Below are 19,418 nucleotides of genomic sequence, written 5' to 3' on the forward strand. Positions count from 1 at the left end.
ATCGAGATTATATTTATCCAGTGCCTCTACCTCTTTCTTAAATATAACAGGGTCAAGTACTACACCATTCCCTATAATATTTATGATATCATTTCTAAAAATGCCTGATGGTATCTGATGGAGCACATGTTTGATTCCATCAAATTCAAGAGTATGACCAGCATTAGGACCTCCCTGAAACCTGGCAACAACATTATATTTTGGAGCAAGGAAATCAACTATTTTTCCCTTTCCTTCATCTCCCCATTGGAGCCCCAATAAAACATCCACTTTACTTCGCATAAAAATCAGGCGTTTTTCAATATTTCAAATGCTTCTTCTTCGGTATCGGTGATATTGAATATTGCATTTAATTTAGTAATGATTAATAGTTTCTGAACACTTTCAGAAGGGTTCAACAAACAAACTTCTCCTCCTTTATTTCTGAATTTGGTGAGGATAGTAATTAATACCCCAATGCCACTACTGTTAATGTACCGCAAACCGGATATGTCAATAACACATAGTTTTATACCTTGTTGGGTCTGATCGTTCACCATAGCGATTAAATCCAAACCGCTATCTTCGCCAATCAAATCTCCTTGCATGCTCAAAATAAGCACATCGTTCTTTAACTGATGCTTAAATTTCATTCTGATTTCTGGTTTTGTAGTTTAACACGACAATCCCCACATATTCCATATAAATTCAGGGAGTGATGTAAAATTTCAAAATTTAACAGTTCCCCAACCATGGTCTGAATATTATGAATTCTCGGATCGCAAAACTCCACTACCTTGTGGCATTCCGTGCAAATCAAATGGTCGTGCTGTTTATATCCATATGATTTTTCATATTGCGCGAGGTTCCGGCCAAATTGATGTTTGCTTACAAGATCACATTCAACAAGTAAATCCAGTGTATTGTACACTGTAGCTCTGCTAACCCGATAATTTTTATTTTTCATGCTGATGTAAAGAGACTCTACATCAAAATGGCCATCGCGAGAATATATTTCTTCCAATATGGCGTATCGCTCCGGTGTTTTTCTCAACCCTTTATTCTCAAGGTATGCAGTGAAAATCTTCTTTACTTCCTCGTAAACTTTCTCGTTAAGTGCCATTTATTGAATTACTCTATGGGAATGCAAATATATAATTTCTTTCAACAAAAAAGAGTCCGCCCATTGATTAGGTTATTCATTGTAATCAAAGCGCGAAACTTTGACAACACCTTCTACCTTTTCAAGCTTTGTAATCAATAAATCAAGATGTCTGGTATCATTAACATAGAGCATGATTTCCCCTTCAAATATTCCTGAATCTGTATCAATAGACATTGACCTCATGTTCACCTTCAATTCATCGGAAATAATTGAAGTGACATCATTAATAAGCCCGACCCGATCCGTTCCTATAATTTTCAAGCCAGACAGGAAAGATGCCGCATGCTGAGATGCCCATTTTGCTTTAACCACACGGTGTCCATGATTTGATAATAACTCAGGAGCGTTAGGGCAGGTGGTCCTGTGGACTTTGATGCCTTCATTAACAGTAACGTACCCAAAAACATTATCTCCAGGGATAGGGTTACAGCACTTTGATAATTTGTAATCGACCACATCCATGTCTTCGCCAATAAGGAGTATGTCGTTAGATTTCAACTTTACTATTTCCTTTTCAAAGCTCTTAGCATCGGAAATATTAGTGGCAGGCCTATTCTTAATTGGAGTTGCAGGCTTAAAGTCTTTAAAGCCTTTTAAGTCTTTAGTATCAATTATACCCTGACCTACTTTAAAGAATAAATCGAACTGGGTATTTACATTAAAGTAAGCTCTAAGTCGGTCAAAGGTTTCATTATTAGGCTCTATCTTTAATTGTTTAAGTTTTCTGAGGGCTATTTCCTTACCCTCTTCAGCAATAAACTTTTTGCCTTCCTTAAGTTCATCCTTAATTTTAGCCTTAGCCTTTGATGACACTACAAAGCGCAACCAGTCTTCATTCGGTTTTTGTTTGCCGGATGTCAATATCTCCACCTGATCCCCATTTTTTAGGGTATAATTAATTGGCACCAGTTTCTGATTGACCTTGGCCCCTATGCATCTTGCTCCTATTTCAGTGTGAATATCAAATGCAAAGTCAAGGGCTGTAGCCCCATGTGGAAGTGTTTTCAAATCTCCCTTTGGTGTAAAAACAAAGACCTCTTCGTTAAAAAGATTCCCCCTGAAATCATCAACAAATTCCAAGGCGCTGGAATCATTTTGTTCGAGCATATCTCTGACTTTGCCAATCCATTGCTCTAATCCCGACTCGCTGTTGTTAACGTTGTCCTTATATTTCCAGTGCGCTGCGTATCCCTTCTCAGCAATTTCATCCATGCGTTTTGAGCGTATCTGCACCTCTACCCACTGGCCGTTTTTGGCCATAACGGTAGTATGGAGAGATTCATAGCCATTGGCTTTTGGAGTGCTGATCCAATCCCGTAGTCGATCAGGGTTTGGCTTATAATAGTCGGTTACAATGGAATAGACCAACCAGCACATAGCCTTCTCATTTTCCAGGGAAGTATCCACAATTATTCTGATAGCAAACAGATCATATACCTCTTCTACCGGGATATTCTGCTTCTTCATTTTATTCCAGATGGAGTAGATAGACTTTGGTCGTCCCTTTATCACGTATTCAAATCCATGCTCATTAAGCTCTTTTTGCAGTGGGCGAATAAAACTCTTAATGAACCTGTTCCGAACATCCCTGGTAATGTCAACTTTCTTAACTATCTCTGCATAAACCTCATTTTCTGTATAGCGCAAATATAAATCCTCCATCTCTGATTTGATGGCATATAAGCCCAGTCTATGAGCCAATGGGGCATACAAGAATATAGTTTCAGATGCAATTTTATATTGCTTATTCACGGGCATACTGTCCAATGTGCGCATATTGTGCAGTCTGTCTGCCAGCTTAACCAAAATGACCCTAACGTCCTCAGAAAGGGTCAGCAACATTTTTCGAAAGTTTTCTGCCTGCTGCGAACTCCCATGTTCAAATACCCCTGATATCTTGGTTAACCCATCGATAATACGGGAAATTTTCTTCCCAAAATCACGTTCAATGTCCTGAATAGTCCATTCAGTATCTTCAACGACATCATGAAGGAGGGCTGCTACTATTGAAGTGGTGCCTAACCCAATTTCATCCACACAAATTTTAGCTACAGCCAACGGATGAAATATATAAGGTTCCCCTGACTTGCGCCTCATCCCGTGATGTGCTTCCATGGATGTATTAAATGCCTTTCTGATCAACCTGGAATCACCTTCTTTTAGAAATGGTTTAGCTCGCCTTAATAACTGTCTGTATTTTCGAACTATCTCCTTATTTTCTTCCTCAACATCAATTGCAATCATATAAAAAATCTCGCTCAAATAAATTTTTAAAATCTCCTGAAAAACATTTGCAGTATAAAAAATAATTTTTACATTTGCACTCCATTTTACAATAAGCGGATGTGGCGAAATTGGTAGACGCACTAGACTTAGGATCTAGCGCCTCCGGGCATGGGGGTTCGAGTCCCTCCATCCGCACTAAAAAAACAACCCTCGGTCCCGATAAGTTTATAAATTCGTGATTGAGGGTTTTTATTTATTATTCACTATTAAAATTAACAGCTTTGGATATCACATTAGACAAAAAAAGCTCAACGGAAGCCTCTATTAAAGTTACATTAAAGGAAAGTGATTATCAACCTAATGTAGAAGAAAAAGTAAAGGAGTACGCTAAAAAAGCGAACATTAAAGGCTTTCGACCTGGTAAAGTTCCTCCGGGTTTGGTGAAGAAAATGTATGGCAAGTCCATTGTCGTGGAAGAAATTAATAACATTCTTTCCAGATCTCTTTCTGATTATATAAAGAAAGAAGATATCCAGCTTATTGGTGAGCCTCTCCCCAACATGGAAGAAGCTGCAAAAATTGATTGGGACAATCAAAAAGATTTTGAGTTTAACTATGCCATCGGTATGGTGGATAAATTTTCTTATGATCTATCTAAAAAGCAGAAAGTTAACTCATACACGATAGAGATTGATAAGAAGACTCTAAATGAAACGATTGATAACGTAAAAAAACAATTTGGCACAACTTCTAATCCTGATATAAGCGAAGCTGGAGATGCATTCTACGGAGAAATCAGGCAAATCGATGGAGATCTTTCAAACGAAGGGCTTCTTAGTTGGGAGGATCTTGACAAAAAAGCACATAAAATGTTTACGGGTGTAAAGCCAGGTGAAGTTGTAGAGTTTGATATAGAAAAAACAGTTAAGGATCATCATACCATCGCTCACCTACTAGATGTGGGACATGACAAAGCCAAAGAGATAAAGGGCAAGTTCCAGTTAACTGTTAAAAATATCAACCGCTCTATACCTGCCGAGTTGAATCAGGAACTTTTTGACAAGGTATTCGGAAAAGATGTAGTTAAGAATGAAGAAGAGTTTACTCAGAAGGTAAAAGAAACCGTAGAGGGAAATTACAAAAGAGAAACCGAGTACTACCTTGACCAAAGCATAAAAGATCATTTGGTTGACAAAACCAAGATTGAGATTCCTGAAGCGTTTCTTAAAGATTGGCTTTTAAGGTCTAATGAAGGAAAAGTTACCAAAGAAGATGTTGACAGGGAGTTTGATGAATATGTGAAATCTCTAAAATGGGATCTAATAAAAAGCAAAGTTGCTGAAGACAATGAGATCAAAGTTGAGAATGCCGAGGTAGTAGATAAAGCAAAGTCAATGATCCTTCAGCAATTAGGAGGTTCGGGCGCTGCAGAACAGTTAAAAGATCATCTTGATTCTTTCGCTGACAACTATCTAAAAGGCGAAAACGGCCAAAACTATATGCGAGTATTTGGAGAGGTGAGAGATGAGAAAATTCTCCAGTTCATCAAAGAACAAATTACACTCAACAGTAAGACTGTTGATGTGGAGGAGTTTAAGAAAATTGTAGCGAACTAATCTAAGTTTTTGATAGTTAAATGAAAGCCCTGGGTTACTTGGGCTTTTTTTTGTATTAGTAGACAATTCTTGCAATTTCTTGTTATAATTGAGTGTAAAGTAATACTTAAAAGAATAAGAAAATTTACTGAAATGATAAATAAAGAAGAATTCCGAAAATTTGCAGTAAAAGATCAAGGTATCAGCGGTACCACTTTTGACGACTACTCAAAAGCAATTCAAAACATGACCCAGTATGTCATAGAAGAACGACCTGGAAATTTCCGGGCTATTGATGTGTTTACCAGATTAATTTCCGATCGAATTATATTCCTGGGAATGGGTGTTGATGATCAAATCGCCAACATTATTACTGCCCAGTTACTTTTCCTGGAGTCAAGTGACCCTAAAAAGGATATTATTATGTATATTAATAGTCCGGGAGGTTCCGTATATGCCGGTTTGGGCATCTATGACACTATGCAATATGTTAATCCAGAGGTCGCAACTATCTGTACCGGTATGGCTGCTTCTATGGCAGCTGTACTAATGGCTTCCGGAGATAAAGGTAAGAGGGCTGCTTTGCCTCACTCAAGAATCATGATACACCAGCCTAGTGGCGGAATGCAAGGGCAATCCAGGGATATGGAGATTACCTTAAAGCAGATGCAGGAATTAAGAAAAGATCTGTATGAAATTCTTGCTAAACATACCAGTCAAAAATATGAAAAAATAGAACAGGATTCGGATAGAGACTATTGGATGAGAGCCCAGGAGGCCAAAGACTATGGTCTGATTGACGAGGTCCTGATCAGAAAAAAATAATATAATGGCAGAAGTAACTTGCTCTTTTTGTGGAAGGAATAAAAAGGATGTAGATCTAATGATATCAGGGATACATGCGCACATTTGTGATAAATGTATTACCCAGGCGAATCAAATCCTTTCGGAAGAGAAAAAATCAAACACGAGTGGAGATGGCGCACCTAGCTTTAATCTGGTGAAGCCAAAGGAGATGAAGAAGTTCCTTGACGAATTTGTTATCGGGCAAGACGAAGCCAAAAAGGTGATCTCAGTGGCCGTATACAACCATTATAAAAGACTGATGCAGAAGAAGTCTGACGATGATATTACTATTGAAAAATCAAATATCATCATGGTTGGTGAAACAGGAACAGGAAAGACGTATCTGGCACGAACCCTTGCCAAAATTCTTCAGGTACCTTTTTGCATAGCTGACGCTACAGTGCTTACCGAAGCCGGTTATGTTGGTGAAGATGTAGAGAGTATACTAACCAGGCTGCTTCAGGCAGCAGACTATGATACAGAAGCCGCTGAAAGAGGAATAGTATACATCGATGAGCTTGATAAAATTGCAAGGAAATCTGACAATCCATCCATTACAAGGGACGTAAGTGGAGAGGGTGTGCAACAGGCCCTCCTGAAGCTCTTAGAAGGGACTACGGTAAATGTTCCTCCTCAAGGCGGAAGAAAACATCCGGATCAAAAAATGATTTCTGTAAATACAGAAAATATACTTTTTATCTGTGGTGGTGCTTTTGATGGTATTTCAAGAAATATTGCCAAGAGAATCAATACACGACCAATGGGCTTTGCTTCCGCGGAAGATGCAATTAAACCCCTGGATGTGGAAAATGATAACCTGCTTCAGTATGTAACTGCCCAGGATCTTAAAAGCTTTGGTTTGATCCCGGAGCTGATTGGCAGGATGCCGGTGCTAACATATCTTAATCCATTGGATAAAGAAGCTTTGAGAAAGATACTGACTGAGCCAAAAAATGCACTTATCAAGCAGTATAAAAAGTTATTTGAAATGGAGGATATTACCATTGAGTTTAAGGATGGTGCGCTCGATTTTATAGTAGAAAAAGCTCTCGACTACAAGCTCGGAGCAAGAGGTTTAAGGTCGATATGCGAAGCTATTGTTAACGATGCAATGTTTGAATTGCCATCTGACGACAAAGTAGATAAGCTAATTATAAACAGGTCCTACGCTGAAGAGAAGTTCAGTAAGTCAAAATATAGTAAACTTAAAGTGGCGTAGCTAAAAGATAAAAGATAAAAGGCCATCTTAAGATGGCCTTTTATCCTATCCGGGATTGGGGAATTATTCTTAATCAGTTCTTAATTTTATATGAAAAAAGGGGCATAATTTGTCTAACCACTACTTAACTAACACCTTTTTTTGGACAGTGCCTATTTGTACGGATTGTTAGAGTTTGGCCATTCACACAAATAATTGCTTTTTCATGTGGCTCAGATTCAACTATTCTATCGATTTTGGCTATAGTATCCGTCATATACCTGAATTCACTAAGCATCATCTAAAGAAGTAATTTATAACCCTCTTGAATACTACCGCCCACTCTCCAGGCATCCAGCTCCTCCGGTAGCTTTTCATAGAGATCGTGCCATTTCTCAAATGCCTGAAAAGCCTCATCCATTTTTTGTTTAGTTATTTTTTGCTGTTCTACGTTGATCTTCTGCTTTTCAAATATTTGACTAGCAAGTTGCTTATACTTGACCAAGATATCTCTGTAATCCTGCTCCAACCTCTCTTTTTGCAATTTCAATTGTGTTCTCTCCTCACTCTCCACATCCCCCATTTCATCAAATTTCTTCTTTACAGGCCTATATTTTTCCTTGACCTCCTCCTGCTCCATCTCTTTATCCATGGGCAACATACTCATATCAAATTTCAGGCCTTGCATTTCATTTTTAATTATAGAAAACTGCGCATTTAACTGAAAACATAGGAGCTTCATTTCTTTCATGGTTCGGATAGTGTGCACCCTCAACTTAGATTTCTTACCATATAAACTTTCGTACCAATGCATAGTCTCTAAAAGCTCGGTTGTTAAACCATCCTTTGGAAGTGCCATGGGCTTAGTTAGTGCTATTTGCACAATGTTTTGATTCACATGCTCCCCGTTCATCACCATCTTCGCTAGTATCTCTTGTTTGTTAAGCCCGAATGCCGCCAACATGCGGGCTATACGAAAGAATTGCTCTCCATGACGTGCTTCGTGAAATACAGTATCAGCAATCTGAGCCATGGTATCTCTATCTATGGCTTCTTTTTCAAACATAAGCTCATTAAGCTCCATACTCCACTCCTTTTCACTAAACTGCCCATAGGAGTCTTCATCTTTTCTCTTCAAGGTATATGTAATTGGAGGCACACCTACCTGAGTCAATGCAGCGTTGACCGCTTCCATAATCTTCATCGCTCGCTGGTTTGTATCTTTTTGCCCCCATTCATTTTCCAACTCCTTGGCCGCACCTAAATATTCACCCTTATCCAGAGCTTCCATACCCGTGGTCTCCTTCTGTTCATACTCCTCTACCTCTTCTGGAGTAATTACACTGGAATCAAGATGTTCAGTGATATCAAAACTTACCACACTGTTTTCTTTCCAGAATTGATAATCTCTTTCCTGATTCTCAAGGGCCTCATAATCATCAATGTTGCCCAGTTTAATTGCGTCAGGCTTTACTATTTTATAGTACATTTTTCCGGATTCTTTAATGTAAAACCACTGCACCCCATCAATAAGCTGGTCCCATGTCAACACAGGATCGCCACTATCTACCCATTTCATCTGCGCAACGCCATGACTAATGCTAGCAAAAATTCCGGATGTTACATCTGAAGGTGGCGAAGCATTTGCAGACTTTAATTGCAGACTTCTATCCCCCATCTCGTCAGCTTCTTTTTCCAAACCTTCATCATTATTGATTATTAAGCCGCTTTTCATCTGCATGGTGGGCTTCACTCTCCCCTGCTTTTGCTGCACCACATGCCAGGCCTCATGGGGAAGGTGTTGCTCTTGCCCAGGCCCAACATGGATATCTGTACCTTGCGCATATGCATGAGCCTGCATTTGTGCTGGCTTGGAAGAATTATAATGCACTTTTACATCATCCAATGAATATCCTGAGAGTCCCTCAATGCCTGACTTCAGATTGTCTGGTAGCCCCGTTTCGTTCTCGGCTTTGGAGGGTTGGTTGATAGCACCATTATTCTCACTTGACTGATTATGAGAAAAAGTCTGCTGAGCGGCAAACTGAGAAACTGGGTTTACGTTATCAACAAACTTACTTTGTGTATTAAAGCGGCCTCCGAATCTGGAGTCAAGACTGCTGCTGTTTTGGTTCAACCTATTTACAGAAGACTTACCATCTTTTGAACCTGTTAGTTGATCATTCATATCATAGCTGTTTTGGACAATGACTAAAATCATCTGGTTTGCTTGTCTTTACCCACCGAAAACCGTAACCTTAGTTTTCAGCTCCAATTCCGCCCCTTCTAATTAATCGTCTTAGTCACTTACCAAAACCGAAAATATTAGATCCTGAAATAACCACTATATGCCGCCTTACTGTCAAATACGGATCAATTAAAGCCTACTAGAAACCGATGAAGTCAATCTTAAGATAAGAAATTACCAAACAAATTACATCACAAAAATCTTGATCATTCAGAAGTAATGGCATATCAATCGGAGTACCAGCTGGTTATATATATTTTATGTTATTTCATTTTATACTAGTCGTTAACCTACGAATTACCCATTATAATTTTTCAGATAATCCTTCACCGACATGATCATGTCACGCCAATTGTTAGGGGGTATTTTTTTGCCGTATCCTTGTAATAGTTCAGCAATGTATCGGTTTTCCATGACTACGCCTTTCTCTTTATTACTTCCCGGCCCCAGGTCATCAGGTCCCAGTTCGGGGCTGTATCCATTTTTGGCTTTATTCAATATCCTGTCATTTTTCCCTTTAATTACCTCTTTAACCCATCCCTTCCAGTCTACGTTGCTATCTAGCGTATCTTTGCGCTGTTCCACACATTTTTCTATAAGCTTTTTCGCAATACCATCATTTTTTTTATTCAAAAGGTTCCTTTGTTTCTCAGAAAGTCCACTAATCAGTTTCGAGAGGTTAGACTTGTAAAAGAATACCCCAACGTGGTTTTTCATTAGTTTACCTTTAACCCGAGTGTAAGTAATCATATAATTTGCCAGCAGGGTTAGAACACCTTTAATATTATCCATATCTTCCTGAGTGTGTATATCCCAGATATTTAGCTTCTTCCACCTAAATAATCCGGAAGTCTTATCTTTATACTCATTAAATATCCAGTCAGACACTTCTGTTGCCGCCGCAACAGCCTTGGTCAAATTGCCCGCACGTTCCGCCGCTTGCGAATTATCACCTCTTTGTCGCAGCATTTCCTCAGCATGATTAGTAAAAACTTGTGGCACCTGAGAAAGCTTAACACCGTACGTAGCATGGGTGTAAGAGTTGGTATTTTGCCTTCCCTTTTTTTTCCCTCCAACTACCAATTTATCTTTAGCCTGCGGCATTATATCCTTAAGTGGCTTTCTCTGCCCCCTGGCCGCCATCAACCCGCTTTGTAAGTTATTCAGATCAGTCGCCAGGGTACCAATTTCACTATCAATGTTATCTCCGAATTCGTCCAGCGGTTTTGTAACGACCTCAATAATTGGGGCTCCACCTGTATCATACATGCTATTATCCACTACCCCATCACCTATTACCGCCTTACTTTCCTGATGGTCTACATGCAATGCCATATTTTCAGTTTCTCCCAAGTGTATATTACCATTAGCTAATTTCGGATCTTGATACTTACTGCCTTGTTTGGCTTCTACTGCTATGGTCAGCTCCAATTCAAAACCAAACTTTCCCTGTACCACATTATTCGTAGGATTGGCAGATTTTAGCTGCGTTGCTGATCCTTTGCCTTCTGATTGTAACGCTTTAGCTCCCATAACATCCGCCTCCCTTTCCAGATTGCTGTCATCGTTAATACCGACACCCTTTCCTTTGAGCTGTTTATTGGCCCGCACCCTCCCTTGCTTCTGCTGTACCACATGCCATGCTTCATGGGGAAGATGCTGCTCCTGTCCCGGTCCTACATGGATGTCCGTACCCTGAGCATAAGCTAAGGCCTGAAGCTGAGCAGGCTTACTGGAGTTGTAATGCACCTTTACGTCATCCATTGAATGCCCGGACAAACCCTCAACTCCTGATTTCAAAGTATCAGGAAGTCCGGTATTGTTTGTTGTTTTTGAAGATTGATTTTGGGAGGAGTTCTGCCGGGTGGCCAAATGGGTGACCGGATTTACGTTATCAGTAAACTGGTTTTTCACATCAAGATTACTTCCAAATTTGAAATCAAGACTACTGCTATTTTGGTTCAACCTGTTTACTGATGAATTCCCACCTTTTGAGCCCGTTAGTTGATCATTCATCTTATAGTTGGTTTTGGACAAATATTACATATGCCCTCAACGATCAGACCGTCAGGTTTGGTTGCCTTTTTCTAACCGCCAAATTCTTATTAAATAACGACAACTAGACTAAATTCAGACTAACACTTTATTAATCAGGTAAAAAAGGGATTGCACATTCAGTTTTAATCACACTATCGAAGCAAATTATTTTCAAAATACTTCCCATTATAGATGAATTAATTTTTATTCTTCTTAAAACCTGGCCGCCATCAACAAACTCAAATCCTTGTGTTTCAAGCCGAACTTTCTGGCAATAGGCTCGTTGGTAAGGCTTCCTTTATAGGTATAAACGCCATTCATAAACCACTTATGAGCAAAGATCATCTCCTCGATACCACCCTCTTCTGCTGCCCTTAAAATTGTAGGTGTAAATATATTGCTCAGTGCCGTGGTAGCAGTATATGCAACCCTCGAGGCAATATTGGCCACGCAATAATGGATAACGTCATACTTTCTGAAAATTGGTTGCTTAAGATTGGTTAGTTCTGAAGTTTCTACACACCCTCCCTGATCTATGGAAAGGTCGATAATAACTGAGTCTGCTTTCATATCTGCGACCATTTCTTCGGTTACCACATAACGCGCACGACCTTTTTCCACCCTCAGTGCACCAATTACTATATCAGCATTTTTCAAGCATTCCGCAAGTGTAACTGTATCAATCGTGGAAGTGTATATCTGTTGGCCCAGGGTATGTTTTATTCTTCTGAGCTTATAAATATGGTTATCAAAAACCTGTACTTCGGCTCCCAGACCTATTGCTGCGCGTGCCGCATACTCCGCCACGGTACCTGCCCCTATGATCACCACCTTTGTAGGCGGCACACCGGTAATCCCTCCTACGATTACACCTTTTCCGCCATTTGAGCTGCTTAAATACTCTGCGGCAATAGACATCACGGTATTCCCTGCTATTTCACTCATTGCCCTTATAATAGGAAAGCCTCCGACCTTATCCTCTATAAATTCAAAGGCAAGGGCCGTGATATTCTTTTTATTCAATGCTTTGAAATAATCAGGCGTCTGGCTCCCCATTTGAACGGCCGAGATCAAACCCTGCCTGGGCTTCATCATATCTATTTCCTCCAGCGTAGGGGGTTCTATCTTTAAAATAATATTGGCTTTGTATACCTCTTCTGCCGAGTAAACAATCTTTGCACCCGCCTCGCTATATTCTTTATCAGAAAATTTCGAACCTTCTCCAGCCTTGGTCTCCACCCAAACCTCATGTCCGTTATTTACCAATAACGCTACTGAATCAGGCGTAAGGGTAATTCGCTTTTCCTGGAGTGATATTTCATTGGGAAGACCAATAAAAAAAGAATATTTACTTCTTTTTACCGGCATTAATTTTTCCTGTGGGTATAGGCTGGACTCTTGTGCTAACTGCGCGAAGCCTGATTTTTCTTTCTTAGTCATACCTGGCCAAATCTATTAATCGCTTTACGGGATCTATAATAGTAATTTCAATTTTCAATATTCTATCAGGAAGTAAACCTTCAACCTTGGAAGGCCACTCCACAAAACACTGATCGCCTGAGTAGAAATACTCTTCGGCACCAATGTCCATTGCTTCTTCTTCATCCTTTATTCTATAGAAATCAAAATGATAAAACACTTCTCCTTTTTCATTCTGATATTCGTTTACAATGGAGAACGTAGGACTATTAACATTATCTTCAACTTTAAAAGCTTCACAAATTGCTTTTATCAGGGTGGTTTTCCCCGCTCCCATCTGTCCTTCAAAGAGCCATACACTATAGCCTTCTCCAAAAGAAATAATGCGCCTGGCCACTTCGCTCAACTGTTCCAAACCATCACATTTCAACTGAAGTCGTGGCAAAGTACTATCTACCATATTTCGAATTTAATGAAATTATTGGAATAATCATTTCCTCCATTGACACTCCACCATGCTGAAAAGTATCCTTGTAATAATTTACATAATAGTTATAGTTATTGGGATAGGCAAAAAATTGATCCTCTGTAGCAAATACATAGGTTGAAGAAACATTAATCTTTGGCAAATGAAGACGCTCGGGCTTAAAGGCTTCCATTATTTTATCGGCATTGTCATACCCCAGGTTTTTACCCTGTTTATACCTGAGATTAGTGTTAGTATTTCTGTCACCTACTATTTTAAAAGGACGCTTTACGCGAATTGTACCATGGTCAGTGGTAATGATGAGCTTACCTCCGGCTTCGGCTATTAACCTCAGCGCTTCTATTAGAGGTGAATGTTCTATCCATGACCTGGTAATGGATCTGTAGGCAGACTCATCAGGGGCCAGCTCGCGGATCATTACCATATCAGTGCGTGCATGCGACAGCATGTCTACAAAATTGTAAACGATCACGTTCAGATCATTATTCATCAGATTGCGTACATTGTCTACAAGCTGTTTGCCTTCAGTGATCTGTTTGATTTTGGTGTAACTGAATTTAATATTGAGGTTATTTCTTCTGATCTGCTTTTCAAGGAATTGGTCCTCATGATTGTTTTTCCCTTCTTCCTCATCTTCACCAACCCATAGGTCCTTATGCTTTTGTGACATTTCCAGGGGTAACATACCCGAAAAGATAGCATTGCGGGAGTATGCTGTAGTAGTTGGAAGTATCGAATAATAAGTATCTTCTTCCTCTATAGTAAAGAGCTCCTGTACAGCGGGTTCAATAACTTTCCACTGATCATACCTGAGATTGTCAACCACCAAAAAGAAAACCGGCTTACCCTGCCCTAAATGCGGAAAAACTTTCTTTTTCATCAACTGATGGGAAAGCAAAGGTTTTTCAGCGTTGGCATCGTTCAGCCAATCTTCATAGTTTTCATTCACAAATCTTGCAAATTGATTATTGGCCTCATCCTTTTGCATATTAAGCACCTCGGCCATACTTTTATTCTCCGTATCATCAATCTCTAGTTCCCAATATGTTAGCTTCTTGTATATCTCTGCCCACTCTCTGTGGCTGAGGTCTTCGTTAAAAGCCATGCTGATGTTGCGGAATTCCTGCTGGTAGGACAGGTTTGTTTTTTCGGTAATCAGCCTCTTATTTTCAAGGATCTTTTTCACCGACAGCAATATCTGGCTCGGGTTAAGCGGCTTGATCAGGTAATCGGCTATTTTGGCTCCGATGGCTTCCTCCATGATCAGTTCCTCTTCACTTTTAGTGATCATCACCACGGGTAAGTTGGGGCGCAAAGATTTAATCTGGGTCAGTGTTTCTAATCCTGACATTCCAGGCATATTCTCATCAAGAAAAACCACATCAAAGTGCTTTTCCTCACATAGCTCCAGAGCATCCGCTCCACTATTTACAGGGGTAATGTCATACCCTTTGTTTTCTAAAAAAAGAATATGCGGCTTAAGAAGGTCTATTTCGTCATCTGCCCATAAAATGTTGTATCTCTGCATACTTGTTTTCTCCTGATAATTAGTTCTTGAACATTAACTTAACTTGTTAACAACTCCTCTTGTTTTTCTTTATTTTAATGAATCTATAATTTCCTATTGCCTATTTTTGACCCCGGCCTGGAAGCAGGTGCCGAAAAGCAATAATTTCTTTTAACTCGTAACGGAATAATCGCAGAATAGATTGAACAAAAGAAAAATTTTCAACGATCCCGTATATGGCTTCATCAATATAAAAAGCGACCTGATTTTCGATATCATCGAGCATCCGGTTTTTCAAAGACTAAGGCGGATCAAACAGTTGGGCCTTACTGACCTGATTTATCCGGGTGCCCTACACACGCGCTTTCACCATGCCATAGGCGCCATGCACCTTATGACACGCGCACTGGATAATCTGCGAAGTAAAGGTATAGACATCTCCGATGATGAATATGAGGCTGCTCAGATAGCCATTTTACTTCACGATATTGGCCATGGTCCTTTTTCCCATGCTCTTGAGTTTAGCCTTCTTCAGGGAATAAGGCATGAAAGCCTGTCCTATTTACTAATGAAGTATCTCAATTCCAAATTTAATAACAAACTTGAGTTGAGTTTAAAAATATTTCAAAATACCTATAAAAAACGGTTCCTGCATCAACTGGTATCCAGCCAGCTGGACATGGACCGGCTTGATTACTTAAAGCGTGACAGCTTTTTTACCGGCGTTTCTGAAGGCGCTATAGGACTGGACAGGATCATCAGCATGCTTAACGTTGTGGATGACCAGATCGTGATTGAGGAAAAGGGATTATACAGCATCGAGAACTTCCTCAACGCAAGGCGCCTTATGTATTGGCAGGTTTATCTCCATAAGGCTTCTGTAAGTGCAGAAAAAATGCTTGTCAACCTGATTATAAGAGCCAAGGACCTCTCCCTTGGCGGCCACGAGATCTTCGCCAGTGAGGCGCTAAAAGTATTTCTGACAGACCAAAAGACTCTGGAGGATTTTCAGCAAAACGACACGCTCATCGCCACCTATGGCATGCTTGATGACTATGACATATGGGGCGCTATAAAAGTATGGCAGCACCATAGCGACAAGATCCTAAGCTCTTTAAGCACCCAGCTACTTAACCGTCAGCTATATAAGATAAAACTTAGCAATGACCCCCTAAGCAAAAACGAGCTCAAAATCCTGCGAAATAAAATTGCCGAGAGTTATAACATTGTGCGGGCAGATGCGCGTTACTTTTTTGCTTATGGTGAAGTAACAAATAAAGCATACATAGCCGAAGGACAGTCTATCAATATCTTAACAAAAAAAGGGAAAGTAATAGACATTGCGGAAGCCGTGGATTTACCTAATATCAAGGCTATCAGCAAAATTGTTAAAAAATACTATCTATGCTGCCCCAAAAATGTATCTTTGTGAAAATATAAATTGAACCCATTCTGCGCAGTTTTAATGGAATTTACCGTTAATCAAATAGCATCACTTTTAGGTGGTGAAGTAAAAGGTGATGGAGAATTGAAGATTAATATGCTGGCCAAGATTCAGGAAGCAAAAAAAGGCCAGATATCATTTCTCTCTAACCTTAAATACGAGAACCACCTCTATAGCACCCGTGCGAGTGCTGTAATAGTAGATAAAGATTTTGACCCCAGGAAACCGGTCGATACTACTTTAATTCTTGTTGACGACCCGTACTCATCATTTACAGTACTTCTTGAAGAGTACCACAAATTTATCAGCTTTCAAAAATCAGGTATCGAAGAGCCCTGTTATATAGGCAAAGACAGTCAAATTGGCGAAGATGTTTATCGCGGTGCCTTTTCATACATTGGCAACAATGTAAAAATCGGCAATAATGTGAAAATATACCCACATGCTTACATCGGGGACAATGTAACTGTCGGGGATAATACTATAGTAAATTCAGGAGTAAAACTTTATGCCAATACAATCATTGGCAACAACTGTGTATTGCACTCGGGTGTGGTAATAGGAAGTGATGGCTTCGGCTTTGCCCCCCAGGACGATGGTACATACAAAACCATCCCTCAAATGGGCAATGTAATAGTAGGCGACAATGTAGATATCGGGGCTAATACGGTTATAGATTGTGCTACTTTCCATGGAGACTCCACGAGAATCCACAGTGGGGTCAAACTGGATAATCTTATTCAGATCGCCCATAATGTTGAAATTGGCAAGAACACGGTGATTGCAGCACAATCCGGCGTAAGCGGCTCTACCATCATTGGTGAAAATTGTGTTATCGCCGGACAGGTTGGGATCGCCGGTCATATTGTACTGGCTAATAAAACCTCTATTGGCGCCAAGGCAGGCCTGGGAAAATCAATTAAGGAAGAGAATGCCAAACTCATGGGCAGCCCCGCCTTTGATGTGAAAGATTTCTACCGCTCGTATGCTGCATTTAAAAATCTCCCCGATTTAAATGCCAAATTGAAGCAACTTGAAGAAAAAGTACTAAATTTGCCGACATTTCAGGAAAAGCAGTAATGAATATCAAACAACACACTATAAAAAAATCCGTGACACTTTCCGGAGTGGGTTTGCATACCGGCGTGGAAACAAATATGACCTTTCTTCCGGCTAAACCGGGACATGGTATAAAGTTTCAGAGGATTGACCTCGAAGGTCAGCCGGTGGTAGACGCAGACGTTGATAATGTGGTAGATCTCTCAAGGGGAACTACTATAGAGCAAAGTGGTGCACGGATAAGCACAGTTGAACATACCTTAGCCGCTTTGGTAGGCCTTCAAATTGATAACGTACTTATCCAGCTTGATGGCCCCGAACCTCCTATTATGGATGGTAGTTCAAAACAGTTTGTTGATATTCTTAATGAAGCAGGCACAGAAGAGCAAAATGCCCTTCGGGATTTTTATGAGGTTCAGGACAGCATATTTTACAGAGAACCTGCAAGAGATGTCGAAATAGCGGCTCTTCCACTTGATGACTACAGGGTAACAGTTATGATTGATTATAACTCCCCCGTACTGGGAAGCCAACATGCTTCGCTAACCGATATCAGTCAGTTTGAAAAAGAAATAGCCTCCTGCAGGACTTTCTGCTTCCTGCATGAACTGGAAATGCTACATAAACACAACCTGATAAAAGGTGGTGATTTGAATAACGCCATAGTTGTTGTTGATCGTGTGGTAAAGGAAGAGGAACTCGAAAGCCTCGCTTCTCTTTTTAACAAACCAAAAGTAGAAGTTAAAAAAGAGGGTATACTCAACAATGTTGAATTAAGGTACCGCAACGAGCCTGCAAGACACAAGTTACTTGATGTGATGGGCGATCTTGCTCTTGCGGGTAAGCCTATAAAAGCCCAGATACTTGCTGCACGCCCAGGTCATGCGGCCAATGTGGCATTTGCAAAAAAATTAAAACGGGCAATGGAGACTTCTGCCAAACAAAATGCTCCAAAGTATAACCCGAGTTTACCTCCTGTATTAGATATCAATCAGATATCAAACATACTGCCCCACAGATACCCTTTTCTACTCATAGATAAAATCATACATTTAGATGAGGAAAGCGTATCCGGAGTTAAAAATGTAACCTTGAACGAGCACTTTTTCATGGGACACTTCCCTGGCAACCCTGTCATGCCTGGAGTTTTACAGGTAGAAGCTATGGCTCAGATAGGCGGTATCCTGGTTCTTAACACAGTTCCCGACCCTGAAAATTACTGGACTTACTTCCTGGGAATAGAGAACTTCAGATTTAGAAAAATGGTGCTCCCCGGAGACACGCTGGTAATAAAGTGTGATCTGCTGGCACCGATTAAAAGGGGAATAGCAAAAATGACCGGAAGGGCATTTGTAGGAAACACGCTGGTATGTGAAGGAACGATGACCGCCAGCATAGTAAGGAAAGACTCATGAACCAACCATTAGCATATATTCATCCTCAGGCTAAAATTGCCAGAAATGTAGTTATTGAACCATTTTCTACCATCCATAAGAATGTAACTATAGATGAGGGGACATGGATTGGGCCGAATGTGACCATATTTGAAGGTGCCCGAATTGGAAAGAATGTTAAGATTTTTCCCGGAGCCTCAATCTCAGCTGTACCGCAGGATCTCAAATACAAGGGTGAGGAAACAGAAACTTTCATTGGCGACAATACGGTCATCCGGGAATATGTAACAATCAGCCGGGGTACCGATGACAGAGACAAAACTGAAATAGGCAGTAATTGCCTGCTCATGGCTTACGTTCACGTGGCCCATGACTGCATCATTGGCAACAACTGCATTATTGCCAATGCGGTACAAATTGCAGGGCATGTCACTGTGAATGACTACGCTATTATAGGGGGCTCAAGCGCCATCCATCAGTTTGTTAAAGTGGGCGCTCACACCATGCTTTCTGGTGGATCATTAGTAAGAAAAGATGTACCTCCATACACCAAAGCGGCAAGAGAACCACTTACGTACTGCGGTATCAATTCAATTGGCCTGAGACGCAGAGGTTTTTCTTCCGAAAAAATAAATGAAATTCAGGAGATATACAGATACGTTTTCCTTAAAGGTTTAAATAACTCCAAGGCTCTTGATCTGGTAGAACTGGAGCTTGCACCTTCAAAAGAACGTGACGAAATCATTAACTTTATAAGAAGCTCCGATCGCGGCGTAATGAAAGGTTATTCTTATTAAAGCTAATCAGGTCCCGT

16 protein-coding genes and 1 tRNA gene (1 of these 17 cut by a window edge) are annotated in these 19,418 nt (G+C 40.2%); 8 read left to right on the plus strand and 9 right to left on the minus strand.

The window, feature by feature from the left end:
- The 4 genes from LVD17_RS01955 to LVD17_RS01970 all read right to left on the minus strand — a co-directional run.
- Positions 1–282, minus strand: partial view of an adenylosuccinate synthase gene (locus tag LVD17_RS01955; RefSeq protein WP_233764424.1) — the 5' end (the start) only. It extends 1,008 nt beyond the left edge of the window; the window shows 282 of its 1,290 coding nt (coding positions 1–282); the start codon lies at positions 280–282; the stop codon falls past the left edge of the window.
- A 5-nt stretch (positions 283–287) separates the two neighbouring features.
- Positions 288–632, minus strand: a complete 345-nt coding sequence (locus LVD17_RS01960) for an STAS domain-containing protein (RefSeq protein WP_233764426.1) — start codon at positions 630–632, stop codon at positions 288–290.
- On the minus strand, positions 629–1,102 hold the full coding sequence (locus LVD17_RS01965; protein WP_233764427.1) for a Fur family transcriptional regulator: 474 nt from the start codon (positions 1,100–1,102) through the stop codon (positions 629–631). Before LVD17_RS01965 ends, LVD17_RS01960 begins: the two co-directional genes overlap by 4 nt.
- A gap of 72 nt (positions 1,103–1,174) precedes the next feature.
- The gene (locus LVD17_RS01970; protein ID WP_233767913.1) at positions 1,175–3,388 is read right to left on the minus strand and encodes a RelA/SpoT family protein; all 2,214 of its coding nucleotides are present in this window, start codon (positions 3,386–3,388) and stop codon (positions 1,175–1,177) included.
- Between the two features lie 95 nt (positions 3,389–3,483).
- On the opposite strand from LVD17_RS01970, the gene LVD17_RS01975 reads away from it, so the two are divergent.
- From LVD17_RS01975 to clpX, 4 genes are all read left to right on the plus strand, one after another.
- Positions 3,484–3,565 (plus strand) — tRNA-Leu (locus LVD17_RS01975).
- An 86-nt stretch (positions 3,566–3,651) separates the two neighbouring features.
- Positions 3,652–4,986: a trigger factor gene (gene tig, locus LVD17_RS01980; RefSeq protein ID WP_233764429.1), complete on the plus strand. Its 1,335-nt coding sequence runs from the start codon at positions 3,652–3,654 to the stop codon at positions 4,984–4,986.
- Positions 4,987–5,118: 132 nt separating this feature from the next.
- Entirely contained in the window at positions 5,119–5,790 is a 672-nt protein-coding gene (locus LVD17_RS01985) for a ClpP family protease (RefSeq protein WP_305039603.1), read from the plus strand.
- A 4-nt stretch (positions 5,791–5,794) separates the two neighbouring features.
- Positions 5,795–7,030, plus strand: coding sequence for an ATP-dependent Clp protease ATP-binding subunit ClpX (gene clpX, locus LVD17_RS01990; RefSeq protein WP_233764430.1), 1,236 nt, complete (start codon positions 5,795–5,797; stop codon positions 7,028–7,030).
- Between the two features lie 280 nt (positions 7,031–7,310).
- Here the strand turns inward: clpX and LVD17_RS01995 are convergent, their stop codons facing one another.
- From LVD17_RS01995 to porX, 5 genes are all read right to left on the minus strand, one after another.
- Positions 7,311–9,197 carry an eCIS core domain-containing protein gene (locus LVD17_RS01995; protein WP_233764432.1) on the minus strand — a complete coding sequence of 629 codons (1,887 nt, stop codon included), beginning with the start codon at positions 9,195–9,197 and terminating at the stop codon, positions 7,311–7,313.
- 357 nt (positions 9,198–9,554) lie between these two features.
- Entirely contained in the window at positions 9,555–11,273 is a 1,719-nt protein-coding gene (locus LVD17_RS02000; RefSeq protein ID WP_233764434.1) for an eCIS core domain-containing protein, read from the minus strand.
- Positions 11,274–11,507: 234 nt separating this feature from the next.
- Positions 11,508–12,734, minus strand: coding sequence for an alanine dehydrogenase (locus LVD17_RS02005; RefSeq protein ID WP_233764435.1), 1,227 nt, complete (start codon positions 12,732–12,734; stop codon positions 11,508–11,510).
- The gene (gene tsaE, locus LVD17_RS02010; RefSeq protein ID WP_233764436.1) at positions 12,727–13,173 is read right to left on the minus strand and encodes a tRNA (adenosine(37)-N6)-threonylcarbamoyltransferase complex ATPase subunit type 1 TsaE; all 447 of its coding nucleotides are present in this window, start codon (positions 13,171–13,173) and stop codon (positions 12,727–12,729) included. Before tsaE ends, LVD17_RS02005 begins: the two co-directional genes overlap by 8 nt.
- The gene (gene porX, locus LVD17_RS02015; protein ID WP_233764437.1) at positions 13,163–14,728 is read right to left on the minus strand and encodes a T9SS response regulator signal transducer PorX; all 1,566 of its coding nucleotides are present in this window, start codon (positions 14,726–14,728) and stop codon (positions 13,163–13,165) included. The genes tsaE and porX overlap by 11 nt, the downstream gene beginning before the upstream one ends.
- Before the next feature lie 181 nt (positions 14,729–14,909).
- Here porX and LVD17_RS02020 point away from each other — a divergent pair, with 181 nt between their 5' ends.
- From LVD17_RS02020 to lpxA, 4 genes are read left to right on the plus strand one after another with little or no spacing between them, the layout of a single operon-like run.
- A complete protein-coding gene (locus tag LVD17_RS02020; RefSeq protein WP_233764438.1) occupies positions 14,910–16,139 on the plus strand; it encodes an HD domain-containing protein in 1,230 nt (409 codons plus the stop codon).
- Positions 16,140–16,172: 33 nt separating this feature from the next.
- Complete coding sequence (gene lpxD, locus LVD17_RS02025; RefSeq protein ID WP_233764439.1) at positions 16,173–17,231, plus strand: UDP-3-O-(3-hydroxymyristoyl)glucosamine N-acyltransferase; 1,059 nt, start codon at positions 16,173–16,175, stop codon at positions 17,229–17,231.
- Positions 17,231–18,625 (plus strand): bifunctional UDP-3-O-[3-hydroxymyristoyl] N-acetylglucosamine deacetylase/3-hydroxyacyl-ACP dehydratase, encoded by a 1,395-nt coding sequence (locus LVD17_RS02030; RefSeq protein WP_233764440.1) that lies wholly within the window; start codon positions 17,231–17,233, stop codon positions 18,623–18,625. Before lpxD ends, LVD17_RS02030 begins: the two co-directional genes overlap by 1 nt.
- Positions 18,622–19,401 (plus strand): acyl-ACP--UDP-N-acetylglucosamine O-acyltransferase, encoded by a 780-nt coding sequence (lpxA, locus tag LVD17_RS02035; protein ID WP_233764442.1) that lies wholly within the window; start codon positions 18,622–18,624, stop codon positions 19,399–19,401. Before LVD17_RS02030 ends, lpxA begins: the two co-directional genes overlap by 4 nt.
- The last annotated feature ends 17 nt before the right edge of the window (positions 19,402–19,418 follow it).

The sequence above is a fragment of the Fulvivirga ulvae genome (assembly GCF_021389975.1).
Taxonomy (GTDB): Bacteria; Bacteroidota; Bacteroidia; order Cytophagales; family Cyclobacteriaceae; genus Fulvivirga; species Fulvivirga ulvae.